Source organism: Acinetobacter sp. UBA5984, assembly GCF_002429925.1.
Lineage (GTDB): Bacteria > Pseudomonadota > Gammaproteobacteria > Pseudomonadales > Moraxellaceae > Acinetobacter > Acinetobacter variabilis.
The window spans coordinates 19,497-42,354 of the sequence record NZ_DJBE01000033.1 but is presented as its reverse complement, the minus strand read 5'-3'; the positions used below and the strand labels follow the sequence as shown (position 1 = coordinate 42,354).

Annotated in this window: 26 protein-coding genes and 1 pseudogene; 11 read left to right on the top strand and 16 right to left on the bottom strand. The window is 42.9% G+C overall.

All coding sequences use genetic code 11. The features are described 5' to 3' along the window. The 6 genes and pseudogenes from B3J29_RS05220 to B3J29_RS05195 form a co-directional block, all read right to left on the bottom strand. Window positions 1-224: pseudogene (locus B3J29_RS05220) on the bottom strand (quinone-dependent dihydroorotate dehydrogenase); the annotation flags it as partial. A gap of 90 nt (window positions 225-314) precedes the next feature. Continuing rightward, window positions 315-794 carry a type II secretion system protein GspM gene (gene gspM, locus B3J29_RS05215; RefSeq protein ID WP_005235083.1) on the bottom strand — a complete coding sequence of 160 codons (480 nt, stop codon included), beginning with the start codon at window positions 792-794 and terminating at the stop codon, window positions 315-317. Further along, the gene (gene gspL / locus B3J29_RS05210; RefSeq protein WP_104426267.1) at window positions 794-1,936 is read right to left on the bottom strand and encodes a type II secretion system protein GspL; all 1,143 of its coding nucleotides are present in this window, start codon (window positions 1,934-1,936) and stop codon (window positions 794-796) included. Before gspL ends, gspM begins: the two co-directional genes overlap by 1 nt. Window positions 1,937-1,966: 30 nt before the next feature. Then, window positions 1,967-2,422, bottom strand: a complete 456-nt coding sequence (locus B3J29_RS05205; protein ID WP_005235080.1) for a SixA phosphatase family protein — start codon at window positions 2,420-2,422, stop codon at window positions 1,967-1,969. 73 nt (window positions 2,423-2,495) lie between these two features. After that, on the bottom strand, window positions 2,496-3,569 hold the full coding sequence (locus tag B3J29_RS05200) for an NAD(P)H-dependent glycerol-3-phosphate dehydrogenase (protein ID WP_005235078.1): 1,074 nt from the start codon (window positions 3,567-3,569) through the stop codon (window positions 2,496-2,498). Between the two features lie 33 nt (window positions 3,570-3,602). Further along, window positions 3,603-4,181, bottom strand: coding sequence for a nitroreductase family protein (locus tag B3J29_RS05195; protein WP_004782456.1), 579 nt, complete (start codon window positions 4,179-4,181; stop codon window positions 3,603-3,605). A gap of 265 nt (window positions 4,182-4,446) precedes the next feature. Here B3J29_RS05195 and B3J29_RS05190 point away from each other — a divergent pair, with 265 nt between their 5' ends. Then, window positions 4,447-4,824 (top strand): hypothetical protein, encoded by a 378-nt coding sequence (locus B3J29_RS05190; RefSeq protein WP_034170065.1) that lies wholly within the window; start codon window positions 4,447-4,449, stop codon window positions 4,822-4,824. A 62-nt stretch (window positions 4,825-4,886) separates the two neighbouring features. On the opposite strand, the gene rhlB is transcribed toward B3J29_RS05190, so the two are convergent. Both rhlB and B3J29_RS05180 read right to left on the bottom strand, forming a co-directional pair. Then, window positions 4,887-6,038 carry an ATP-dependent RNA helicase RhlB gene (gene rhlB / locus B3J29_RS05185; RefSeq protein WP_286964539.1) on the bottom strand — a complete coding sequence of 384 codons (1,152 nt, stop codon included), beginning with the start codon at window positions 6,036-6,038 and terminating at the stop codon, window positions 4,887-4,889. Between the two features lie 96 nt (window positions 6,039-6,134). Then, window positions 6,135-6,350 (bottom strand): cold-shock protein, encoded by a 216-nt coding sequence (locus B3J29_RS05180; protein ID WP_004782461.1) that lies wholly within the window; start codon window positions 6,348-6,350, stop codon window positions 6,135-6,137. 383 nt (window positions 6,351-6,733) lie between these two features. On the opposite strand from B3J29_RS05180, the gene B3J29_RS05175 reads away from it, so the two are divergent. The 6 genes from B3J29_RS05175 to B3J29_RS05150 all read left to right on the top strand — a co-directional run bounded on the left by B3J29_RS05175 (window position 6,734) and on the right by B3J29_RS05150 (window position 10,550). Further along, entirely contained in the window at window positions 6,734-6,967 is a 234-nt protein-coding gene (locus tag B3J29_RS05175; RefSeq protein ID WP_175968201.1) for a sulfurtransferase TusA family protein, read from the top strand. A gap of 141 nt (window positions 6,968-7,108) precedes the next feature. Beyond that, window positions 7,109-7,978, top strand: a complete 870-nt coding sequence (gene rpoH / locus B3J29_RS05170) for an RNA polymerase sigma factor RpoH (RefSeq protein WP_005235076.1) — start codon at window positions 7,109-7,111, stop codon at window positions 7,976-7,978. A gap of 134 nt (window positions 7,979-8,112) precedes the next feature. Beyond that, window positions 8,113-8,478 (top strand): DUF423 domain-containing protein, encoded by a 366-nt coding sequence (locus tag B3J29_RS05165; protein ID WP_005235075.1) that lies wholly within the window; start codon window positions 8,113-8,115, stop codon window positions 8,476-8,478. A gap of 39 nt (window positions 8,479-8,517) precedes the next feature. Beyond that, window positions 8,518-8,715 (top strand): sulfur carrier protein ThiS, encoded by a 198-nt coding sequence (gene thiS, locus B3J29_RS05160; protein ID WP_005235073.1) that lies wholly within the window; start codon window positions 8,518-8,520, stop codon window positions 8,713-8,715. Between the two features lie 17 nt (window positions 8,716-8,732). Continuing rightward, complete coding sequence (locus tag B3J29_RS05155) at window positions 8,733-9,515, top strand: thiazole synthase (RefSeq protein ID WP_005235071.1); 783 nt, start codon at window positions 8,733-8,735, stop codon at window positions 9,513-9,515. Window positions 9,516-9,824: 309 nt separating this feature from the next. Then, window positions 9,825-10,550: a hypothetical protein gene (locus B3J29_RS05150; RefSeq protein WP_005235069.1), complete on the top strand. Its 726-nt coding sequence runs from the start codon at window positions 9,825-9,827 to the stop codon at window positions 10,548-10,550. 40 nt (window positions 10,551-10,590) lie between these two features. On the opposite strand, the gene B3J29_RS05145 is transcribed toward B3J29_RS05150, so the two are convergent. The 3 genes from B3J29_RS05145 to B3J29_RS05135 form a co-directional block, all read right to left on the bottom strand. After that, the gene (locus B3J29_RS05145; RefSeq protein ID WP_034169995.1) at window positions 10,591-10,902 is read right to left on the bottom strand and encodes a putative quinol monooxygenase; all 312 of its coding nucleotides are present in this window, start codon (window positions 10,900-10,902) and stop codon (window positions 10,591-10,593) included. A gap of 15 nt (window positions 10,903-10,917) precedes the next feature. After that, window positions 10,918-11,499 (bottom strand): NAD(P)H-dependent oxidoreductase, encoded by a 582-nt coding sequence (locus B3J29_RS05140; RefSeq protein ID WP_005235065.1) that lies wholly within the window; start codon window positions 11,497-11,499, stop codon window positions 10,918-10,920. 156 nt (window positions 11,500-11,655) lie between these two features. Next, window positions 11,656-12,267, bottom strand: coding sequence for a glutathione binding-like protein (locus B3J29_RS05135; protein ID WP_004782472.1), 612 nt, complete (start codon window positions 12,265-12,267; stop codon window positions 11,656-11,658). A gap of 216 nt (window positions 12,268-12,483) precedes the next feature. Between B3J29_RS05135 and B3J29_RS05130 the strand changes: the two genes are divergently transcribed. Next, window positions 12,484-13,929, top strand: coding sequence for a SulP family inorganic anion transporter (locus tag B3J29_RS05130; protein ID WP_286964536.1), 1,446 nt, complete (start codon window positions 12,484-12,486; stop codon window positions 13,927-13,929). Between the two features lie 150 nt (window positions 13,930-14,079). After that, window positions 14,080-14,796: a tRNA (guanosine(46)-N7)-methyltransferase TrmB gene (gene trmB, locus B3J29_RS05125; RefSeq protein ID WP_005235062.1), complete on the top strand. Its 717-nt coding sequence runs from the start codon at window positions 14,080-14,082 to the stop codon at window positions 14,794-14,796. Window positions 14,797-14,839: 43 nt separating this feature from the next. On the opposite strand, the gene B3J29_RS05120 is transcribed toward trmB, so the two are convergent. The 5 genes from B3J29_RS05120 to B3J29_RS05100 all read right to left on the bottom strand — a co-directional run bounded on the left by B3J29_RS05120 (window position 14,840) and on the right by B3J29_RS05100 (window position 19,895). Beyond that, window positions 14,840-15,616, bottom strand: coding sequence for a Rossmann-like and DUF2520 domain-containing protein (locus tag B3J29_RS05120; RefSeq protein ID WP_034169997.1), 777 nt, complete (start codon window positions 15,614-15,616; stop codon window positions 14,840-14,842). 83 nt (window positions 15,617-15,699) lie between these two features. Continuing rightward, a complete protein-coding gene (locus B3J29_RS05115) occupies window positions 15,700-16,497 on the bottom strand; it encodes a thioesterase family protein (protein WP_005235058.1) in 798 nt (265 codons plus the stop codon). Between the two features lie 62 nt (window positions 16,498-16,559). Further along, the gene (locus B3J29_RS05110; RefSeq protein ID WP_005235056.1) at window positions 16,560-17,231 is read right to left on the bottom strand and encodes a class I SAM-dependent methyltransferase; all 672 of its coding nucleotides are present in this window, start codon (window positions 17,229-17,231) and stop codon (window positions 16,560-16,562) included. 242 nt (window positions 17,232-17,473) lie between these two features. Then, entirely contained in the window at window positions 17,474-19,162 is a 1,689-nt protein-coding gene (locus B3J29_RS05105) for an AMP-binding protein (RefSeq protein WP_286964535.1), read from the bottom strand. 97 nt (window positions 19,163-19,259) lie between these two features. After that, a complete protein-coding gene (locus B3J29_RS05100) occupies window positions 19,260-19,895 on the bottom strand; it encodes a TetR/AcrR family transcriptional regulator (RefSeq protein ID WP_004782481.1) in 636 nt (211 codons plus the stop codon). A gap of 146 nt (window positions 19,896-20,041) precedes the next feature. On the opposite strand from B3J29_RS05100, the gene B3J29_RS05095 reads away from it, so the two are divergent. Beyond that, window positions 20,042-21,214: an isovaleryl-CoA dehydrogenase gene (locus tag B3J29_RS05095; protein WP_005235053.1), complete on the top strand. Its 1,173-nt coding sequence runs from the start codon at window positions 20,042-20,044 to the stop codon at window positions 21,212-21,214. A 35-nt stretch (window positions 21,215-21,249) separates the two neighbouring features. Then, entirely contained in the window at window positions 21,250-22,851 is a 1,602-nt protein-coding gene (locus B3J29_RS05090) for a carboxyl transferase domain-containing protein (RefSeq protein WP_005235052.1), read from the top strand. Window positions 22,852-22,858 lie beyond the last annotated feature (7 nt).

Below are 22,858 nucleotides of genomic sequence, written 5' to 3'. Positions count from 1 at the left end.
CCTTGACTGGCCAAGGCATCAATATAGGCACCATTTTTATCTAACCCTGCTGCAAGACCGACCGGATTAGGAAATTCGATTCCCATACAGGTCACAGGTTTCACAGCAACATTTTGACGCATCATGCCCATTTTATGGGATGATTTTAATAGTGATAGTGTCAGCTCATGTGCACGCTCTGGTGCTAAAGAAAACAACAAAGGGCGGGCTAGAGAATACAACATATCTAGAAAAGTCTACTGCTTTTTAAGTCGGCATATTATAGGCATAGGCTGACAAAAAAACCATGCTTTGCAAATCTTTATTTTTACCAGTTATTGCACAGTCGCTGTTAATTTAATCTGCCCTGCTTCATTATTTAGTTCCATTTTCTCGATACTTAGCCCCATTTGTGCCAGCTGCGTCAGGAAGTTGGCCAGCACAGAATAATTTTCGTGAGACAGCATCAACTGAATTTTTCCATCCATTTGCTGTGATGCAATCGACAGCCCTTGTTGCTGGGCAATGCGTTGCACTTTTTCTGCTGCATCTAATTGCAAGTCTCCTGCCGGCTTCATGGTAACCGCATTGCTTTGCATCCAGACCAGCGTATCTTTTAGATCATTTAAACGTTTCTGCTGGGTATCTGCTGCCTGATGCATCGCCCAGAGTGCACTTGCAACAGCGGTCACCAACACAAAGATCGTTGTAAAGATCACCAGAATGCGTTCACGTGCTGACAAACGATCCAGATAATCGGTCAGTTTTTCGATTTGCAGATCCATACGGTTCTGTAAGGTTTCAATGGCTTTCATTATTGTATTTTCACCAGTCCTACGACGCCTGTTCCATTCGCCTGTATATTCCCCAATTCCACTTTAAAGCCCTGCTGCCCTAGTTGCTTGGTTAAAGTATTTAAACTTTCAGATGAATTGGACTGTAATTGTAGACTCAATCCTGACGGGTCATAATTGACGCGCTGTGCCACAATCTGGTTTTGCATTAGTACCGGCCCGACTCGGCTGATGAGCTGTAAGGCCTGAGTGTCTGCGGTCTGGCTTTGACGAAGCTGAGCTTCGAACTGGCTTTTAATATTCTGCTCAGTGACCGGATAATTTTGTCCGAACCAGTATTTAAACTGGTCAATAGCCTGCATCGCAGTGGTATTGGCGACTTTTTTATATTGGTACCAGCGCACCGCATCGTAAGTGAACTGCAATACCAGAATCCCAAGAAAAACCGCCGCACAGGCTTTCCAGTAACCAGAAACAGTATGATCCGATTTACCCTTTGGCAGGATATTAAATGGATGCTGTTTCGGTTTTTTTAGCATTGGCAACGTATATTCGAACGAGTTTAATTGTTCACGTGTTGCCACAGCTTCCAGACTACTCATTTGTTCAGGGCTGAGATTGCTGACCTGATATTCCAGATCTTTGGGCTGAAAATCCAGATAAAGGCTCAAATCATCCACTGACTGTCCGATATATTCAGCTTCACGTACCAGCAGATGCCCACTGATTTGTGCAATAACGCGCTGCTGCGCATGTTCAGGCACTGGCAAAACCAGAAAGTCTGGCAATAACGCAGCGACTTTAACAGGAATCAAATTCAGGGCATGCTGCAAAGTTTCAACTGTAGAATTTGCAATCCCCAGAATACTAATCTGATCAGGCTGCTGAAAATGATGCAGCACTTTCATGGTATCGACAGGCAGTACTACATATTCTTCTAACAGATATTTGATGCCATCATTGCCCATTTTTTTATATTGGCTCTTTGGCAAAGTCTGCTGCAAAATCTGCACATGACGACTTGGAAAAAAGACCGTCGCCTCTTCACCATGATAGGCCTGAATATCCTGAATCAGCTGCTCGAGTGTCGCAGCAGTGCTCCAGAATTCCCCCTTTGACCATTGCCAAACCCCATTGGCTTCCGGCATCCATAAATACAACATCGATTGTGTTCTACCGTTTTAATTGGTTTTTTATACTGTTGGAATAAAGCTTTTAACTTGTGTTGATAAGCCTGGTGCAATCACGGCCTGATCATAAATACGTGCTTCTGACAAATGAAATGGGTGGAAAGACTCAGTCACGAGAATGGAGGCAATATGCGCCACTACATTCATATGACAAACCACCGCAATGGACTCATACGGCAACTGCGATAACCATTCAACTGCAACTTTGGCATCATCATCAGGCTTGATGGTATTACAGATCACCACGGGTACATCTTTAAAATAGTGCTGTAAATGCGCCAGAGTTTCCTGCGCACGCAATAAAGGACTGACCACAAACACCTCCGGTTTAATGATGTCCCTTAAATACTGCGCTGTCTGTTCCGCCTGTTGATGCCCGCGCTCCGTTAGGGGACGCTTGGTATCATTCCCATTCACTGGTGGCGCGGCTTCGCCATGTCGCACTAAAGTCAGTTGCATCTTATTTCCCTATTTATTTGGTCGTTACGATCATCAGTCAGCATCATAATCATCGTGCTTCTTGTGTTATAGATCAGACTTGATGATGTGGCAAGACAAATTCGACATCACTGCGATGACCATTTTTCATCAAGGATAAAGCGATCGTCAGCGGCGGCGCTCCTTCAAAGATCACTTCATACAAAGCAGTTGTAATCGGCATATACACATCCAGCTCTTCTGAGCGTGCTTTTACCTGCACAATCGTGTTAATCCCTTCTGCCGTCTGCCCCAGTTCAGTCGTCGCCTGCTCTAGGGTTTTACCCTTACCTAATGCATAACCAACCTGATAGTTACGACTTAGCGGACTATTACAGGTGGCAAAAAGATCACCTACACCTGAAAGCCCAAGGAAAGTCAGCGGGTTTGCACCCAGCTTGACTGCAAACCGACTCATTTCCGCTAGAGCACGGGTCAGAATCATACTCTTGGTATTCTCACCAACATTATAGGCAGCCGCCATTCCCATTGCGACCGCATAAATATTTTTCAGTGCACCGCCCAGTTCTACGCCATGTACATCATCACTGGCAAAAACACGGAATAACGCACTATGGAGTGCTTGTTGCACTGCATAACGTACCAGTTCAGATTCACTGGCAATCACCGTACCTGCCGGCTGTCCTGCGACAATTTCCTTGGCCAGGTTTGGACCAGACAGCACACCATAAGGCACTTCCGGTAGTTCTTCACGAATGATGTCACTCATAAAGCTGAAAGTATTGGCTTCAATCCCTTTTGTCAGGGAAATCACCGCTTGAGATGTGATAAAAGGCTTGATCTGCTGCAATACATCACGGAAAGAATGGCTTGGAATCGCGACTAAAATAATATCGCGATCACGAACAGCCTTCTCCAGATCGGACACAGCAAGCAGATTTTCTTCCAGCTTAAAATCCGGAAGATAACGCTTATTGATATGTGTTGCATTAATATCTTCAGCTACTTCCGGGTCACGAATCCAGATCATGGTATCGCAGCCATTTCGAACCGCGGTATTGGCCATTGCAGTACCAAAACTACCACCGCCTAAAACTGTAATTCTTAAAGCCGTATTCTGGTTGACCGCAACCGGTTCAATCAAATTGGTAAAATTTAATTCTGACATCTTGCTTTCTAATATCCTGTGTCTTGAAATGCCTTAGTTTTGATTCCAATAACTTACATAATTCTGGGTTTGGATTTCAGCACGTGGTGCAATCGCTTTTGCCGCCGTACCGATATAGATAATGCCAGAAACCAGATCATCTTTACCAATGCCGAGCGACTGCTTGAAAAATTTTGATTCTACCACTGCGCCACTACGCCACATGGTTGAAAAACCTTGAGCCTGTAAAGACAGCAGGAAGTTTTGAATAGCGGCACCTGAACTCAGAATCTGTTCAAAATGTGGCACTTTAGGATGATCCTGCAAACGGGTTAATGCCAGTACCAGCAAAGGTGCACGAAAAGGATGATTTTTGACCCGTTCAATCTGAGCTGATTCAGTTTGACCCAAATCTATCAGTGCTTGTGATAATAGTTCGCCAAATGCTTCACGTTGCGCATCCGGGATGATCACAAAAGTGGTAGGCTTCAATCGGTGATGATCTGGTGCTGTCAAAGCAGCTTTAAATGCCAGTTCTAACTGCTCTGCATTCGGTGCAGGTGCCAGCAAATGCCCTATTGATTGACGTTGGTGAATATTTTGATGAACGATGTCGACCACAGATTCCGTCATTGCTTTATAGATCTATAACTTAAAAACTATGGTCAAGATTAGCATATTCCACTAACAATACTCTAGAAACTTGCAATAGCCTTTACCTTGAAAATATTTAAGGAAGATTACAATATTTTCCGTGGAATCAATAAAATGCCTCTTTCATTCACTTTTCTCTCATAGAGCGACATCAAAAATTGCCAAACTTATACAACAGCTCCTAATTCTGTGCTTTTTACTGTGTTTCAATATCCCCAGTTCTGTTTTCAAGCGAGATTTTATGATGAAAAAAACAATTGCGATCAGCGGACTAGCAGCTTCAGCTCTACTTTTAACTGCCTGTGCATCTAACCCGACTTCAGTAGCGGTTCAAAAGGAAAATAATCAGTTTGAAGTAACAGGATTAGGTAAAAACCAGTTAACCTCTAAAAATAATGCAGTGAATGCCGCCAGCAAAACCTGTGGCTCCAAAGCAACTGCGATTATTCTGGATGAAAAAACTTCTTATGATGGTGCACTAAAAGGTGTAGTCGATGAACAGACCGGACAAATGATTCAGGCTGCTGCGACTGTATTAGGCAATATTGCCGGCACCAATACCGGATTGAACCAGAATGATGATTATCAGACTGTTTTAACGTTCCGTTGTGAGGCTAAATAAGCTTCAACATGTGCAACAATAAAAAAACCGCTCTTTAAGAGCGGTTTTTTTTGCAATTTAGATTAGCAATAACCTTCCAAACGGGTCAGCGGTAATTTCTGTCCAATTGCTTTTTCAATCTCTGGCAGATAGAACGCATCATCTTCCGCCAGGAAACTGATACTTACACCACGCGTTCCCGCACGACCGGTACGACCAATACGGTGTACATAATCATCTGACTGTTCAGGCAAAGTAAAGTTAATCACATGGGATACGCCGTCTACATGAATACCACGACCGGCAACGTCTGTCGCAATCATGATGTTATGTTTACCATTTTTGAACTGGTCTAACATTTTCAGGCGTTTGTCTTGAGCAATTTCACCTGACAGCATCACCACCTTATAACCATCACGTTTTAAATGATCATAGAGCTTACGCACCTGATCACGACGGTTAGCGAAAATCATTACCTTTTCAATCGGTTCATCACGCAGAATGTCTTGCAGCAATTTATATTTATCTGCCTTCGCGACCATATAAACACGTTGTTCAACGTCGGCATTGGTTTTCTTCTCTGGTTCGATTTCGACAGTGACCGGTTCAAACAACCATTGCTGTGCCAGATTCAACACATCATAGCTAAAGGTTGCAGAGAACATCAGTGTCTGACGCTGCTCTTTGCGTGGCGAGAAACGCACGATACGTTTTACTGATGGAATAAAGCCCATATCCAGTAGACGGTCAGCTTCATCAATCACCAGGAATTCAATCTGGTCCAGCCAGACTTCTTTTTGCTCGACGAAATCAATCAGACGCCCTGGCGTTGCCACCATGATATCGACTGGCGCTTTATCCAATTGAGCTTTCTGCTTGTCAAAATCTACACCACCCAGAAGTGTTACCACACTCAGGTCAGTAAACTTGGTCAGCTCATGCGCGTCGCTTTCAATCTGTAATGCCAGTTCACGAGTCGGTGCCAGAATCAGTGCACGTGGCTCACCACGATAACGCTGCTCTTTTAACGGATTGTTCAGCAAGTCATTAATCACGCTAATCAGGAATGCGGCAGTTTTACCCGTACCCGTTTGTGCACGACCAATAGCATCATGTCCTGCCAAGGTGAATTTTAAAACCTTCTGCTGAATCGGCGTCATGGAAGTAAAGCCTAAAGCATCAATTGCCTTTTTCAGTTGGGGATGTAAATTTAAGGTTTCAAAACCAGATGACATAAAGCGCTGCTCTAATTTGATAATCACTAAGATGGAATAGTATAAACAAAAAACGCCCCAATTTATATTGGGGCGTTTATTAGCTTAATCCGAAGATTAGTCTAATGGTTGAACTTCTTCAGCTTGGAAGCCTTTTTGGCCTTTAACTACACTGAATTCAACACGTTGGCCGTCACGAAGTGAACGGTGGCCTTCGCCTTGGATTGCACGGAAATGAACGAATACGTCATCACCGCCGTTGCGTTGAATAAAGCCGAAGCCTTTAGTGTCGTTGAACCATTTAACTACGCCTTGTTCACGAGCAGCTGTCATAAGTTAATCCTCATTGATACTAAAAAAAGGACCACCCGGTGTTGCAAACAGCAGAGCAAACAAGTTTGAAAATATTATTTTTAAGCTTGTAATCATTCTGTAAAACTATTAACAAAATCCCGGTTACATCCATTGTGTATAGGGCGAAAAACAATCAATTTGTTTATCTGAAATCCTAAATACGCAACGAGCTTAACATGGGTTTATGACAATTAATAGATATTTTTTAGCTTTGTTCCTTTTGATTTAGTTATTTTTTTCACAATATATATCAGAAAAATTATATATATTATTTCATGTAACTTTTTAGCCAAATAGTTGGGTTTTGGCATCCTATTTGCTAATATTTATAGCCTTTTTTTTGCGATATGAATAAAACGGAAATGAGTGATAACCACGGTCAAGCGCATATTATTGATGCCATGGGTAAACCCTGTCCGATGCCGCTCCTGATGTTAAAGCGTGCATTAAAAGCAGATCAGGGCAAAACATTCTTGCTAAAGTCATCAGATCCACATAGTCAAACTGATGTTACACGATATTGCCAAATGCATCAGTTAAAATGCGAATCTCAACAGATTTCTGCAACTGAATATCACTACCTGATTGAATCTTAAAAATTTTCAATTAAACTGGATGCTCTCCATACTCGTATAAAAGTTTACATTTCTCTACCCAAATATCCATTATTTGAGGAGAGTTTAGATTAAGATAAAACCTAGTTAAGGGTTAAATCCCCCGCACTTCAAGGAGAACACATGAGTGACAGCCGCAATCAATTGATGCCCCTGTCATTATCGGCGCCAGGTGTCAATCTTGGTGCTTATATTAGCACTGTCAATCAAATTCCTATTTTAACGGCCGAACAAGAAAAAGAGTTGGCCGAACGCTATTACTACGACCAAGACCTGGACGCAGCAAAAATGCTAGTCATGTCTCATTTGCGTTTCGTGGTACATATTGCACGTAGTTATGCAGGTTATGGCCTGCCTCAAGGTGACCTGATTCAGGAGGGCAACCTTGGCCTGATGAAAGCCGTTAAACGTTTTGACCCGAATATGGGCGTACGTCTGGTGTCATTTGCGGTGCACTGGATCAAAGCTGAAATTCATGAATATGTAATTCGTAACTGGCGTATTGTCAAAATTGCGACCACTAAAGCGCAGCGTAAACTGTTCTTCAATTTACGTAGCCTGAAAAAGTCATCTAAAAAGTTAACGCTTGAAGAAGCTCAGTCGATTGCCAATGACCTGAATGTAACGCCAGAACAGGTGCTGGAAATGGAAGGCCGATTGACAGCTTATGATGCGGCATTTGAAGCATCAGGTGACGATGATGACGAAAATTCAACTCACGTTGCTCCAGCACTATATCTGGAAGACAACCGTTATGATCCGGCACGTCTGATTGAAAATGAAGACTATGAGGAACAAAGTACCTCTGCCCTACATGAAGCGATGGAACAGCTTGATGACCGTTCTCGTAATATCTTGCAGCGTCGCTGGCTGGATGATGAAAAGTCAACCTTGCATGAACTGGCAGCTGAATATAATGTTTCCGCTGAACGTATCCGTCAGCTTGAAAAGAATGCAATGGAAAAAATCAAAGTGGCAATGTCTTCAAACTGACGTGTTGAATTAATAAGCTACTAATCTTAAAAAAGCCTTCATATATGAAGGCTTTTTTGTCTTTTAATGTCGTGTTTCGGTCTCTGCTTTTATGCTAAGGTTAAGCGCAAACTTTATTGAGAAGATCAATTCAAATGTGGATTGCGATTTCAGCACTGAATCTTGCGCTTGCGGTCATACTCGGCGCATTTGGTGCCCATGGTTTAAAGACTCGAGCGACTGAAGCACAGTTGACCTGGTGGCAAACGGCCACAGATTATTTCTTCTACCATGCTCTTGGCTTACTTATTCTGGCAGTGATCAGCCGAGTGATTCCTGAATTGCCAATCAAATGGAGTTTTCTCCTGATTCAGGCGGGGATTTTCCTGTTCTGTGGCTCACTCTATATCATGGCACTAGGTCTGCCGCGCGGTTTAGGTGCAATTACGCCAATTGGTGGTGCCTTAATGATTGCTGGCTGGTTAATTCTGGCCTGGAATGCCGTAAAATACCTCAAATAGGTCTGATGCTTTAATCAATAATCATGGAGGGTTGCCAAGATGCTGGTATATATCAATGGCGAACAACAAGAAACTCAATGCAAGAACCTGCTGGAACTGGTTCAAAGTCTGGCGCTTGAGGGTAAGCGCTTTGCTGTTGAGGTAAATGAAATGATTATTTCTAAAAGCAGATTGGGTGAAACGCCCATTTGCGAAGCGGACAAAATAGAAATTATTCACGCAGTCGGTGGCGGCTAATAACACTTGGAACAATTATGCAAGATTTATTACAGATCGGTTCACGCCAATTTCAGTCTCGTCTCTTAGTAGGCACAGGCAAATATAAAGATTTAAATGAAACAGATCAGGCCATTCAGGCCAGCGGTGCAGAAATTGTAACGGTTGCTATTCGCCGGGTGAATATTGGTCAGCATCCGGACCAACCGAACCTGCTTTCAGTAGTTCCACCAGAAAAATACACCATTTTGCCAAATACAGCAGGCTGTTTTGATGCCAATAGCGCAATACGCACCTGTATGCTGGCACGTGAACTGTTGGATGGTCATAACTTGGTAAAACTGGAAGTTCTGGGTGATGAAAAGACGCTTTATCCAAATATTACTGAAACCTTGAAAGCAGCGCGTACCCTGATCGATGACGGTTTTGAAATCATGGTCTATACCTCAGATGATCCGATCGTAGCACAAGAACTGGAAAGTATGGGCTGCGTAGCAATCATGCCTTTGGGGAGCCTGATCGGTTCTGGTATGGGGATTCTGAATCCACATACAATTTCGATCATTAAAGAAAATGCCAAAGTGCCTGTGCTGGTTGATGCAGGTGTCGGTACAGCAAGTGATGCAGCGATTGCCATGGAACTGGGCTGTGACGGCGTACTAATGAATACGGCGATTGCAGCAGCACAAAATCCGGTCTTAATGGCCTCTGCGATGCGTAAAGCGGTTGAAGCTGGTCGTGAAGCATTCCTTGCCGGCCGTATGCCATGCAAACGCATGGCCAATGCCAGCTCACCTGAAACCGGTTATTTCTTTAAATAATAATCAGGGCTAGAAGCTTAAAAGATTATTTGAATCATATCGATCTGTTCAGGAGTTTCTAGCAAACTCCTGAACTTTTAAATTTAGATACCCAAGTTAAATTTGAAGATTAAATATTAAAAGTTCACTTCTTGGTTTAGACAAATTTGAATAGGAACTTCAAATCCCCATAGTTGAATTTATAAAAAAGCTTTAAAGTTCACCATAAATATCTATCCAATATTCAAAGAAATGACTTAACCTTGTTGGCTAAACTTATTACTCAGCTTTGACCATCAAAAAAATTATAAATAAAAGGAATTTAAACCGATGCTTCATCAGATCAAACTGCCTTTCCTATTTAGCACCCTGCTGTGTATAGCATTTACACAAAATGCATGTGCAAAACCTCAGACAGATAGTTCTTTCAAATCAAGCTATCAATCTTTTATTCCGAAAAACTGGAAAGTTCTAGAAAAAACGCAAGGCGATTTAAATCAGGACGGTCAAGCAGATCTCGCGCTGATTATTGAAGATACTAATCCCGAAAACCTTGTTGCAAATGCAGGTGTAGGCAATCATGTTCTGAATACCAACAAACGAAAACTTTTGATTTTATTCAAGCAAGAAAGTGGTTATCAGCTTGCAGCTAGCAATACTACTTTGCCAAACGAAGGTGATGTTGAATCACCTTGTCTCGCTGATCCACTTGGTGAATCCGAAGCCTTAAGCATTCAAAAAGGTGTACTTCGGGTTCATTTATATTACTGGCTAAGCTGTGGTTCATGGTATGTCACCAATCATACTTATACATTCCGATACCAAAATAATGCTTTTAAGCTGATCGGCTATGATGTAGATGATTTTCACCGTGCTTCGGGTGAGAGTACAGCACTAAGCATTAACTTTTTAACAGGCAAGGTAAAAACTACAACAGATGAAAATGAATTTGCAGAACAGACGCAACCTGCCAAAGTTCAATGGTCCACTTTAAAACACCGCTACGCACTAAAATTTGAACAGGTTCAATTTAATCAGCCACAAGAGTTCAAATAAAATTAAATATCACAAACTCTTTCAAACTGAGAATTACAGCTTAAAGTGCTTCTAAAATTCGGATCTTTACACTCGCAACCGCACCTTGAGTGGCTTTAGTATGTTGCTGCATATTTACACTATGCATATGGGTTTCCAGATGCTGAATACTTTCCCATTTTTCAAACATCATGATTGAAAAAGGCACTTTGGTCTGTAATCGGCTCTCAATCTCTGGATGATCAATATAAACATCATAAAGATGACAGCCTGGCTCTTGTAATACCTGTGCGCGGATGTTGTTAAATGAATCCAGCACTGTTTTCATATCTTGTTCCGAATGACAAATGATTTCAGCAATAACGGTTAGCATGGTCATATCTCCTGGTTAAGCAAAAATTTGAATTAAATGTTCACGATACTGTGTAATATACGCTTCAACTTCAGGGGCTTTAATTACATCATTCACAATAAATGTCGGTAAAGCCTGCATCCCCAAGAATTGGTTGGCTTTATGAAAAGGTAGGTAAACGCCATCTACACCCACGCCATGAAAAAACTGCTCGGTATCCGTAAACGCATCCATCGGTGCATTCCAGGTAAGAGATAACATATAGTTTTTATCGTGAATCAGGCCACCTGAGCCGTATTGTTTTGAAGCATCTGAACGTGAGCGACCATCATTTGCATATAGGCTGCCATGCCCTTCGGTAAAAACATCATCAATATACTTTTTCACTGGCCACGGCGCACCCATCCACCAGCCTGGCATTTGGTAAATGACCGTATCTGCCCAAAGATATTTTTCCACTTCTGCTTTTGCATTATATTCACTATCAGCACGAGTCACCTGAACCTGATGCCCCAGCTTTGTTAATACTTCTTGAGCCAGTTCGGCCAAAGTATCATTTAACTGACCATTTGAATGGGCGAAAGCTTTTGCGCCGTTAATTAATAGAATATTTTTCATGGAAAGAACCTGAAACCAAAAATTTATACGGGCACTATATAGATTCTGCTTATTGCTAAAAAGCAGTGATTTTGCAAATCATTATTGACTAAATATCAACAATTACTTTGGAAGGAATAAAAAAGCGCCCTACGGCGCTTTTTCAAAATTTTGTGATTAAGGGATTAAACCTTCATCACGCATTGCAATCTGTACAGATTGACGTTCTGCAACCTTATTGCGGATATGAATAATATTTTTATATGGACTCAGATCATGTTCAATCTGGTTCGACCAGTTGGTCAGAACAAATAGGTAAGCATCTGCCGGACCGAAATTATCATCGACCAGATAATCATTGTCCGATTCACCAATGGCCTTATCGATATAACTCAATAAACGGTCAATTTCTGCATATGCTTTTTCTTTGGCTTCATCTGATAATTTTCCTGTGAAGAAGACAGCATAAGCATCATGCAGTTCTGAGTTGAGATAACCTAACCACTCCAGCACTTTGGCACGTCCCATGCCAGAAGGAGGAATCAGATCTTGTTTTGGATCGTGTTGAGCAAGAAACGGTAAAATTGCAACATTTTCTGTAAGAATTAAACCCGGATTAATTTCTAGTGCTGGGACATAACCCTTTGGGTTAATTTCGTAATAATCTGCACCTTTTTCTGTTTTATGGGTTTTTAAGTCAACACGTTCCAAATCAAAATCGACATTAATTTCATTTAAAATAATATGAGCTGCCAAAGAGCATGCGCCTGGCGAATAGTAAAGCTTCATTTCTGATCCTTGTTATACACTTCTCAATGTTTTAAATCGCTTCTGACAAACTTTCAAGTGATCAAACCTGTAAATTGCAAAAAAGCGTAACTGTGATTCGGCACAGTTACATATCCAATATTGAGGAATTTACAGGCTTTTGCAAGTCAATCTTGTGTAGATTTTTATCTGTATCTGTTTAAGATACGCAGGTTCTCAAAATTTAGATGATATTTCGTGATTAACCTGAAAAAAGAAGAATGGTTTTCCAATATCCGGACTGATGTGCTGGCAGGTCTGGTGGTTGGACTGGCCCTGATTCCTGAATCTATTGCTTTTTCTGCGATTGCAGGTGTTGATCCGCAAGTCGGCTTGTATGCCTCTTTCTGTATTGCGGTGTCCATTGCCTTTTTCGGTGGCCGTCCTGCCATGATCTCTGCGGCGACTGGTGCAATGGCGCTACTGATGATTACGCTGGTCAAGGATCATGGTTTGCAATATCTGCTTGCAGCCACAATTCTGACCGGGATTATTCAGGTGATTGCGGGCTTTTTTAAAGTTGCCAAGCTGATGCGTTTTGTGTCGCAGGCTGTGGTATATGGTTTCTTGAATGCCCTCGCGATCCTGATTTTTGTGGCACAAATCCCGGAAATTAACCGGATGGACAGTACGGGTTATCTGTTCATTTTAGTAGGTTTGATAATTATCTATCTGTTTCCTTATATACCGAAAATCGGTAAAGCGATTCCATCGCCTCTGATCTGTATCGTCGTGCTGAGCGCACTTGCGTTATTGCTTGGTGCAGATATGCGTACTGTGAGCGATCTGGGACAGTTTCCAGATACCCTACCCGTCTTTCTTCTTCCAGAAATTCCACTGAATCTGGAAACCTTGCAGATTATCCTGCCTTATTCCTTTACTTTAGCCACTGTAGGTCTGCTTGAAAGTATGATGACGACTACAGTGATTGATGAAGTTACCGGAACTGAAGGTGACCGCCATCGGGAATGTCGTGGTCAGGGTATGGCCAATATTGTCAGCGGTTTTATGGGCGGAATGGCCGGTTGTGCCATGATTGGTCAGTCGATTATCAATGTCTCTTCAGGTGCACGTACCCGTTTATCCACTTTGGTGGCTGGCGTGTTTTTGCTGTGTCTGGTGGTCTTCCTGAAAGACTGGCTGGCTTATATTCCAATGGCTGCGCTGGTTGCTATTATGATTATGGTGTCATTTACCACCTTCCAGTGGGGTGCAATCAAACAGTTTGGCAAGCATCCGCTAGAATTTAATACCGTGATGATTGCTGTGATAACTGTCGTGCTTGCTACTCATAATCTGGCGCTCGGTGTATTTGTCGGTGTATTGCTCTCTGCTTTGTTCTTTATTAATAAGCTAGAAAGAACTGTACATGTCTCGACTTATTTGCATAAGCCTAATTCACGTAGCTATAAAATTTCTGGACAGATCTTTTTCAGTAGTACAGAAAAGTTCTACCAGTTTTTTGATTTTAAAGAAAGGCTGGATCATGTTGAGCTGGATCTGACCCATGCACATATCTGGGATGTGACTTCAGTAAATATGCTCAATAATGTCATCCAGAAGTTTAAAGCCCAAGGCATAGACGTGACCGTAATTGGTTTAAATGAAGCCAGTAGCACTTTGATCGACCGTTTTAGTACCTGATCAAGCTTGATCTATAAAAGAGCCAACTGGCTCTTTTATTTTGCCTGGGATCTCTGGCTCGATTTTTATGGAGAAATACCGAGAAAAGTTTGACTTGCACCGCTCAGGACTTAAAATACCGCATTCTGAATTTTTAGATTTGCCAAAATTATGTCGAACGATCAATTAGACCAGCAAGTCGTGGAGCTGGACAATTTAAGCGAGCACCGTGAAATTGTGACGTTTATGCGCCGCTCAGCGCCATTAAATACCTCTCAACGTACTGCGCTTGAACAATATGGTCACTTAATTTTGGAATATCCGGTAGGTGATTTGCGTCAGTATTTTGAACATCCTGAACGTCCGCTGACTGTAGAAATCGGTTTTGGTATGGGCCGCTCTCTGGTACTCATGGCTAAAGCGAATCCAGAGCGTAACTTTGTCGGAATTGAAGTGCATGTACCGGGTATTGCGCAGTGCGTGTATGAAGCAGGTATGGCGGGCGTGACTAATTTACGTGTACTGGATGCTGATGCGATTCAGGTGCTTCGTGAAATGCCAGACAATAGCATTAACACCGTTCAGTTGTACTTCCCTGACCCATGGCAGAAAAAACGTCACTTTAAACGCCGTTTTGTATCTCATGACCGCATGTCATTGGTTGAGCAAAAACTGGAACTTGGCGGTACTTTCCATGCTGCAACAGACTGGGAACCGTATGCTGAGTGGATGCTGGAAGTTCTGGAAGAACGTCCACGTTTAGAAAATCTGGCGGATAAAGGCAACAGCTATCCTCGCCCTGAATGGCGTCCACAAACCAAGTTTGAGCGTCGCGGAATCGAAGCTGGCCACAAGATTAATGACTTTATCTTTAAGAAAATTTCTTAATATCTATAAGTCTAAAAAGCGCTGATTATTCAGCGCTTTTTTATTAGCTATGATGGCGTTCTAAAATCTGCTGACTGAGTAATTTATACACACCTGCCAAGTCTTGTCGTTGAGATTGCTCTAGCATCTGCTGATGCATATTCAGAATATTCTGATCACCACGCATCGCAGGTCCCGTCTGTCCTTGGCGAGGATCATTTTGCGTCGCCTTATTGGCTGTTTCCAGAATCAATGGATAAAGCAGGCTAAAATCTACCTGTTGTGCATCTACCACCTGCTTAGCCATGTCATAACAGTAATTGCTAAAATTGCAGGCAAACACAGCAGCCAGATGCAAGCTCAAACGTTGGTCCGAACTATATTGATAAACTCTTTTGCTTAGGCTATTTGCTAAATGGGTTAAGATTTCTTGATCTGTTGGGTCAGATGCTTCAATAAATAAAGGCGTATTTTCCCAGTCGATTTCACGTTCCAGACTAAAGGTTTGCAATGGATAAAAGACGCCAGACTTTGCATGTATATCTGCTAGAACATTCAGGTGAGTACTACCCGAAGTATGGACAATCAGCACATCTTGCAAATAAGAATGGACTTGTCTGATGACATTAGCAATTGATTGATCACTCACGGCAATGATGATCAAATCTATATTCTGATTCAGATTCTCAGGTTGAGCGATAGCTTGCGCTTTAAATCGATTAGCCAGTTGCTGTGCTTTATCCAGAGTCCGGCTGTAGATCTGTACAATTTCATGTTGTGCTGACAATACACGGGCAAGATGATAAGCCACTCGTCCTGCCCCAATGATACTAATCCGCATTCATCAATATTCCTGAACCATTGCGCACAGCATGCCAATAAAAAAAGGATGAATCAATTCATCCTTTTGCTTTTGAATCGGATTTAGAATTTACGTAAGGTCAGAATCTGTTCACTGCGACCGAAAGGCCCGTGAATATCATGCAGCACACCGCTGGTGAGACCAATCCCATCTTCACCATACTGTTGCACTACTTCCAGCCCCAGCCATTCACCTTGCGGCAGACGGTGCATATGAATCTGTAAATCCAGATTTGGAAATCCCCAGCCCGCATTTGGATCCTGACGCGGCACAATGCCATTGGCCGTATCTACCATACCAAGTAAACGACTAAAATCTGTAGTCGGTTGTCCTTCGACCATATCCAGTGAATTTCTGAGCCAGACAATGCCTTTGCCTGCTCGATGATCAGGATGTGCACGGGTTTCAATACTTTGAATATAACCACCCGGCCAGCAACTCATACCCTCCCAAACCGGTAAAAACTCAGGGCTTTCAATCGGAAAATCTTCGATACCTGCAATGGCCCGGCTATCCGAAGTCAGCATCCTCCAGGCACGAGCAACGATACAGGTTTTTCCATTGGCACACATTTCCGCCTCAATCAGTTCAATAGTTTTGCCAGGACGGATCATGCGCGTAGTAATAGAAAACTCACCAAATGCAATCAGTCCAAAAATATCCAGTCCAACCCGGCCAATACGCATTTCTGATCTAGGCTGAAACTGTTCTAGTTCAACACATAGAATACCGGTTGCCGGTGCCATGTGCTGTTCATGAGGATTCCACGCACCTTGAGCATGAATATTGGAACGATAATAGGCAGTAGTACTGCCATCTGCATGCTGTTCGCGCTGGATCAAACTATAATATGCTGACATTCTTCTTAAACTTCCTTGATTATTCTCTTAAACTTTAAAATTCATATAAGGTTTCATGATCTTTATTTTCTGAGTAAAAAACCACAATAATTCATAATTTGACTATAAATTTTGTGTTGTTTAAATCCGACTTTTGTTAAAAGTTCATTTAAATTTTCTACTGAAATCAGGAAAAAGTCCTGCTGCAATCTGGCCATCATATTTTCGCTTTGCTGCACACTAAGTCCGGTTTGTTGTGCCATTTTTTGCATTACCTTTAATTCATTCTCACCTTCAGGCTGCATCAGATCATAGGTCAATACGATCCCGCCAGTTTTAAGGCTGTGATAGATATCCTGAAAAAAATCAGATTTCTGAGGTTCAGGAATAAAATGGGCGACTAAAATAGCGAGTGCAGCATCGTAAGTATTTTGCTGATCCAGTTCTTGAGTGGTGCACTGTATAAACTGAACTCGTTGTTCAACTCCAATAGAAGCCAGATGCTTCCTTGCCTGCCCAAGCATCGCAGCGGAAGGATCAATCGCAGTAAATGTCCAGTTTGGATGCTGCTGCAATAAATAAGATAGCTCATAACCCGTCCCGCAGCCCACTACCAAAATATGAGCGGTTTCCGGGAGTTCAGTGCTGAGAATTGCTTCAATCTGCTGATGCACCAGTTCATATCCGGGAATCAGTTTGCGGATATGATCGTCATAGCTGGCGACCACGACTTCACTGTGAAAGTTTTTTGCCATCTGTTTACTCTGATTTATATAGAAATAAATTTTTATCTATTTAAAGAAATTGCTAAATACATGACCTCAATTTGCAAGATGGATTCTTCTTCCATTGTGCAGGTGCTTCGTTACTTTGACTGGGCAAAGTAACCAAACCCTTCTGTTTCATTGATATGGCATCCTTGCCATACAATGAAACGGCGGCATCCATGCCGCCAGGTCATCTGATCAAATACTATTTAAACTTAGCTTTAATTAATTTAAGCAATCTCTTTTAAATTTAATTCTTCACGCATAAATTCACGCAACTTGAACTTCTGTGCCTTACCTGAAGCTGTCATCGGGAATTCATGGAAGAAACGCACATAACGCGGCACTTTATTGTGAGAAATATGCTCAGCACAATATTGGCGGATGGCCTCTTCGGTACATGGGTCATTTTCATGCAGGATAATGCAAGCACAAAGCTCTTCACCATATTTATGGTCTGGCACGCCAATCACCTGTACATCTGAAACCGCTGGATGGGTATAAAGGAAATCTTCAATTTCTTTCGGGAATAGATTTTCACCGCCACGAATGACCACATCCTTGATACGACCCTTGATTTTGACAAAGCCTTCATCATCCATTTCCGCAATATCACCAGTATGCATCCAGCGCGCAGCATCAATGACTTCCTGGGTCTTGTCCTGATCTTCCCAATAACCCAGCATAACGGAATAACCACGCACACACAGTTCACCCAATTGACCGCGCGGCACCACCTTGCCATTTTCATCGACAATTTTAACTTCCAGATGCGGATGGACACGGCCAACTGTACTCACACGACGTTCAACACTGTCTTCTGTTGAACTTTGGGCACTTACCGGTGCTGTTTCAGTCATGCCATAACAGATGGTAATTTCAGACATATGCATTCGCTCTATTACACGCTGCATAATTTCCTGTGGACATGGACTACCCGCCATAATGCCGGTACGCAGGCTAAACAGATCAAAATCGTCAAACTGTTCATGTTCTAGCACAGCAATAAACATGGTCGGTACACCATAAGCTGCCGTACATTTTTCTTGTTGAATGGCTTTTAAGGTTTCCAGCGGATTAAATACGGCAGATGGATAGATCATGGCTGAACCATGGGTAATACAAGCCAGATTACCCATTACCATGCCAAAGCAGTGGAATAATGGAACAGAAATACAGACACGGTCTTCTGGAGTTAAGTGAATCGCTTCACCCACAAAGTAACCATTATTTAAAATATTGTTATGGGTCAGCATCGTACCCTTAGGGTTACCTGTGGTGCCTGACGTAAACTGGATATTAATGGTTTCATCGAACTGCAAATCAGTGGAGATCTGTTGCAGCTGTTCCAGCTCTTGAGCACTTGGTATAGGCATTAAATCCTGAAAACGATGAATACCCGTATGCTGCTGCTCATCAATTTTAATGACATGCTTTAAATGTGGTAGACGCTCTGCATTCAGTAATTTATTTTCAGCCTGTTTTAATTCAGGCGCAATTTTGGTCAGAATTTCCTGATAGTCCGTTGTTTTAAACTGCGATGCAATAACCAGTCCCTTACAGGACACTTTATTCAAAACATATTCCAGCTCATTGCTTTTATAGGCTGGATTCAGGTTAACCAGAATAATGCCTGCCTTGAAAGCTGCGAATTGGGTAATAGTCCATTCCACACAGTTCGGCGACCAGATCGCCAGACGGTCACCTTTTTGCATACCCAATTTCAGCAGCTGACAGGCAAAGGCATTGACCTGATCCTGTAGCTGCCGATAACTCAGGCGTATGTTCTGATGCATGCTGACGACTGCATCGCGATCTGCATATTGCTCGCAAGCCTGATCAAATTTTTCACCAATCGTCATGCCCAATAAAGGCTGGCTGCTGGTTCCATAGGCATAGCTTAACCGTACTTGTGTCATTGAATCGATCTCCTTGATTCTTTGTAATTCTGATTTTCAACTTTACTAATTGTTTTATGACCACGACGACCTTGTCTATGTGCCTGTTTTTGTGTGTTTATGCTGCTGAATTCCCCTCCTGTCGATGTACTGCGTTAACACAAAAATCGGCAATCTGTTTGACAAAGTGATCCTTGTAGTTCTGATCAAACATCACATTACGGGACGGATTCAAAGGTTCAATCACGACAAAGGTCATGGCACCGACCACACCCAAAGCTGCCGTATTTAAATCTTCAAACTCGAACTCTCCATTCACCTTTCCTTCGGCCAGGATTTCCTTAATGCTTTGTTTAAGCAGCTGTTTACTGCGAAAACGCTCATGTTCCATTTCCGGATCAACCGGTTCAAACATAAGTGAATACGCCAACTGGGGGCTATTCATGGCACGTTTCACAAAAGTTGTAACAGATTTTTGCAATTTCAGTTTTGGCGACAAATCCGACCCAGCAATGGAAACAAGAATTCCCACTTCGTGCTGAATCGCTGCCGACAAAACCTCAATCAAAATCTGGCTTTTGTTTTCAAAATATCGATATACCAGCCCTGTAGAAACGCCTGCGCGTTCTGCAATCGCCTGAATCGACGCCTCTTTAAAGCCCCCTTGAGTAATCAGTTCACGAGCAGACTGTAAAATCGACAAACGATTTTGTTCCATTCGTTCCTGCATCAGTGATGATCTTTTATAACTCATAATCTTATTCTCAACCAGATAAAATGAATTGTAAATCATTTTGTGAATATAGGTTCACTTTTTTAATTTTTCGTTGTATGTTAAAAAAACAAGCACAACAAAAATGCTTTTGGACACAACAAATATAATCTCAGGATGGATGAAGAATGAATTTACAAAGCTTAGATTTCGGTTTGGATGAAACTCTTATTGCGCTTCGTGATTCAGTGGCCGCTTTTTGCGCCAAGGAAATTGCCCCAATTGCCCAGCAAGTTGACCGTGACAATGAATTCCCGGCTCACCTCTGGAAAAAATTTGGTGATATGGGCCTACTTGGTTTAACGGTCAGTGAGGAATATGGCGGTACCAATCTAGGGTATCTGGCCCATATTATTGCCATGCAAGAAATTTCCCGTGCTTCAGCATCCATTGGTTTGTCCTATGGCGCCCATTCTAACCTATGTGTAAACCAAATTAAGCGAAATGGTAATGAAGAACAAAAACAGCGTTACCTGCCAAAACTGATTTCTGGCGAATATGTCGGTGCATTAGCAATGTCTGAGCCAAATGCCGGATCAGATGTGGTCAGTATGAAACTGAAAGCCGAAGATAAAGGCGATCATTATCTACTCAACGGTTCCAAGATGTGGATCACTAACGGTGGTGATGCCGATGTACTCGTTGTCTATGCCAAAACCGATTTACAAGCTGGCGCCAAAGGCATGACTGCTTTTCTGGTTGAGAAAAATATGCCAGGTTTTAGTCACGGCACTCATTTAGATAAACTGGGTATGCGCGGTTCCAATACCTATCCACTGTTTTTTGACAATGTCGAAGTTCCGAAAGAAAACGTGCTTGGCGGTGTCGGCAATGGGACTAAAGTGCTGATGAGCGGACTGGATTATGAACGTGCGGTTCTCAGTGCTGGTCCATTGGGTATTATGGATGCCTGCATGGATACAGTGATTCCTTATATTCATGACCGTAAACAGTTTGGTCAGGCACTCGGTGAATTCCAGTTGATGCAAGGCAAAATTGCTGACATGTACTCTACCTGGCTGGCATGTAAGGCACTGGTGTATGCCGTTGGTGCTGAATGTGACAAAGCCGAACATAGCCGTAGCCTGCGTAAAGACGCTGCCAGTGCCATTTTATATGCCGCTGAAAAAGCCACCTGGATGGCAGGCGAAACTATTCAGACCCTAGGTGGTAACGGTTATATCAATGAATTTGCTGCAGGCCGTTTATGGCGCGATGCCAAACTCTATGAAATTGGTGCCGGAACTTCCGAAATCCGCCGCATGCTCATTGGCCGTGAGCTCTTCAACGAAACAGCCTAAACCTGAACACTTAGAATAAAACAAGGATGTTCGTCATGAATCAGTTACAGAGCAAAATCAATATACGTAGTGAAGAGTTTAAGACCAACCAGGCTGCCATGCTGCAACTGGTCGATGACCTGAAACAGAAAGTAGAAAAAATTGCCTTGGGTGGTGGAGAAAATGCCCGCCAGAAACATCTGGATCGCGGCAAATTACTGCCGCGTGAACGGATTAATCATTTAATTGATCCAGGCACAGCTTTTCTGGAAATTGGTCAACTGGCTGCCTATCAGGTTTATCAGGATGATGTTCCTGCAGCAGGTGTAGTCGCGGGTGTGGGTCAGGTCAATGGTGTGACCTGCATGATCGTGGCCAATGATGCCACAGTCAAAGGCGGTACTTATTATCCCCTTACGGTGAAAAAGCATTTACGTGCCCAAGAAATTGCCGAACAGAATCATTTGCCATGTATTTATCTGGTCGATTCTGGCGGTGCTTATCTGCCTTTACAGGATGAAGTATTCCCGGATCGTGATCACTTTGGCCGTATTTTTTACAATCAGGCACGTATGTCGAGTCTAGGTATTGCCCAGATTGCTGTAGTGATGGGTAGCTGTACAGCCGGTGGTGCTTATGTGCCAGCGATGTCAGATGAAACCATTATTGTGCGCAATCAGGGTACGATTTTCTTGGGTGGCCCTCCTCTGGTAAAAGCAGCTACCGGTGAAGTGGTTTCTAGTGAGGATCTCGGTGGCGGTGATGTACATACCCGTTTATCTGGAGTTGCCGATCATCTGGCAGAAAATGATGAACACGCAATTGCCATTGCCCGCAACATTGTGGCGAACCTGAACAAAAAGCCAAATAAAACTGCAGATGAAATCGAAGCACCGCGTTTTGATAGTTCAGAGCTGTATGGCATTGTGCCAAGCGATGCCCGTAAACCATTTGATATCCGTGAAGTGATTGCGCGTATTGTCGATGGCTCACGTTTTGACGAATTCAAGGCACGTTTCGGGACTACCCTAGTGACTGGCTTTGCCAAGCTCTATGGAATGCCAGTTGGAATTATTGCCAACAATGGGATTTTATTCTCTGAGTCTGCGCAAAAAGGCGCACATTTTATTGAACTCTGTACCCAGCGCAATATTCCGCTGATCTTCCTGCAAAACATCACCGGCTTTATGGTGGGTCGTCAGTATGAGAATGAAGGTATTGCCAAAAATGGTGCCAAGCTGGTGATGGCCGTCGCGACAGCCAATGTGCCTAAACTGACTTTAGTGATTGGCGGCTCTTTTGGCGCCGGTAACTATGGCATGTGTGGTCGTGCTTACTCGCCACGCTTTATGTGGACCTGGCCAAACTCGCGTATTTCGGTGATGGGCGGTGAACAGGCTTCTAGCGTATTGTCAACTTTGAAACGCGATCAGATTGAGCAAAAAGGTGGAACCTGGTCAGCTGAAGAAGAAGACCAGTTTAAACAGCCAATTCGTGACCAATATGAACGCCAAGGCCATCCTTATTATGCTTCTGCGCGTTTATGGGATGACGGTGTCATTGATCCAGCGCAATCGCGCGAAGTCCTGGCCCTAAGTCTGGCTGCAGCGATGAATGCACCAATCCAGCCAACCAAATTCGGCGTGTTCCGCATGTAAGAGGTGA

What these genes read in the sequence shown, in the direction of transcription:
- B3J29_RS05165 (WP_005235075.1), top strand. Translation starts at nt 8,113, where the DNA reads ATGTGGATTGCGATTTCAGCACTGAATCTTGCGCTTGCGGTCATACTC.
- B3J29_RS05200 (WP_005235078.1), bottom strand. Translation starts at nt 3,569, where the DNA reads ATGTCAGAATTAAATTTTACCAATTTGATTGAACCGGTTGCGGTCAAC.
- B3J29_RS05135 (WP_004782472.1), bottom strand. Translation starts at nt 12,267, where the DNA reads ATGAAGCTTTACTATTCGCCAGGCGCATGCTCTTTGGCAGCTCATATT.
- B3J29_RS05195 (WP_004782456.1), bottom strand. Translation starts at nt 4,181, where the DNA reads ATGACGGAATCTGTGGTCGACATCGTTCATCAAAATATTCACCAACGT.
- trmB (WP_005235062.1), top strand. Translation starts at nt 14,080, where the DNA reads ATGTCGAACGATCAATTAGACCAGCAAGTCGTGGAGCTGGACAATTTA.
- B3J29_RS05095 (WP_005235053.1), top strand. Translation starts at nt 20,042, where the DNA reads ATGAATTTACAAAGCTTAGATTTCGGTTTGGATGAAACTCTTATTGCG.
- B3J29_RS05090 (WP_005235052.1), top strand. Translation starts at nt 21,250, where the DNA reads ATGAATCAGTTACAGAGCAAAATCAATATACGTAGTGAAGAGTTTAAG.
- B3J29_RS05205 (WP_005235080.1), bottom strand. Translation starts at nt 2,422, where the DNA reads ATGCAACTGACTTTAGTGCGACATGGCGAAGCCGCGCCACCAGTGAAT.
- gspL (WP_104426267.1), bottom strand. Translation starts at nt 1,936, where the DNA reads ATGTTGTATTTATGGATGCCGGAAGCCAATGGGGTTTGGCAATGGTCA.
- B3J29_RS05155 (WP_005235071.1), top strand. Translation starts at nt 8,733, where the DNA reads ATGCAAGATTTATTACAGATCGGTTCACGCCAATTTCAGTCTCGTCTC.
- gspM (WP_005235083.1), bottom strand. Translation starts at nt 794, where the DNA reads ATGAAAGCCATTGAAACCTTACAGAACCGTATGGATCTGCAAATCGAA.
- B3J29_RS05180 (WP_004782461.1), bottom strand. Translation starts at nt 6,350, where the DNA reads ATGACAGCTGCTCGTGAACAAGGCGTAGTTAAATGGTTCAACGACACT.
- B3J29_RS05100 (WP_004782481.1), bottom strand. Translation starts at nt 19,895, where the DNA reads ATGAGTTATAAAAGATCATCACTGATGCAGGAACGAATGGAACAAAAT.
- B3J29_RS05115 (WP_005235058.1), bottom strand. Translation starts at nt 16,497, where the DNA reads ATGTCAGCATATTATAGTTTGATCCAGCGCGAACAGCATGCAGATGGC.
- B3J29_RS05175 (WP_175968201.1), top strand. Translation starts at nt 6,734, where the DNA reads ATGAGTGATAACCACGGTCAAGCGCATATTATTGATGCCATGGGTAAA.
- B3J29_RS05150 (WP_005235069.1), top strand. Translation starts at nt 9,825, where the DNA reads ATGCTTCATCAGATCAAACTGCCTTTCCTATTTAGCACCCTGCTGTGT.
- B3J29_RS05105 (WP_286964535.1), bottom strand. Translation starts at nt 19,162, where the DNA reads ATGACACAAGTACGGTTAAGCTATGCCTATGGAACCAGCAGCCAGCCT.
- B3J29_RS05145 (WP_034169995.1), bottom strand. Translation starts at nt 10,902, where the DNA reads ATGCTAACCGTTATTGCTGAAATCATTTGTCATTCGGAACAAGATATG.
- B3J29_RS05120 (WP_034169997.1), bottom strand. Translation starts at nt 15,616, where the DNA reads ATGCGGATTAGTATCATTGGGGCAGGACGAGTGGCTTATCATCTTGCC.
- rpoH (WP_005235076.1), top strand. Translation starts at nt 7,109, where the DNA reads ATGAGTGACAGCCGCAATCAATTGATGCCCCTGTCATTATCGGCGCCA.
- B3J29_RS05110 (WP_005235056.1), bottom strand. Translation starts at nt 17,231, where the DNA reads ATGGCAAAAAACTTTCACAGTGAAGTCGTGGTCGCCAGCTATGACGAT.
- thiS (WP_005235073.1), top strand. Translation starts at nt 8,518, where the DNA reads ATGCTGGTATATATCAATGGCGAACAACAAGAAACTCAATGCAAGAAC.
- B3J29_RS05190 (WP_034170065.1), top strand. Translation starts at nt 4,447, where the DNA reads ATGAAAAAAACAATTGCGATCAGCGGACTAGCAGCTTCAGCTCTACTT.
- B3J29_RS05140 (WP_005235065.1), bottom strand. Translation starts at nt 11,499, where the DNA reads ATGAAAAATATTCTATTAATTAACGGCGCAAAAGCTTTCGCCCATTCA.
- rhlB (WP_286964539.1), bottom strand. Translation starts at nt 6,038, where the DNA reads ATGTCATCTGGTTTTGAAACCTTAAATTTACATCCCCAACTGAAAAAG.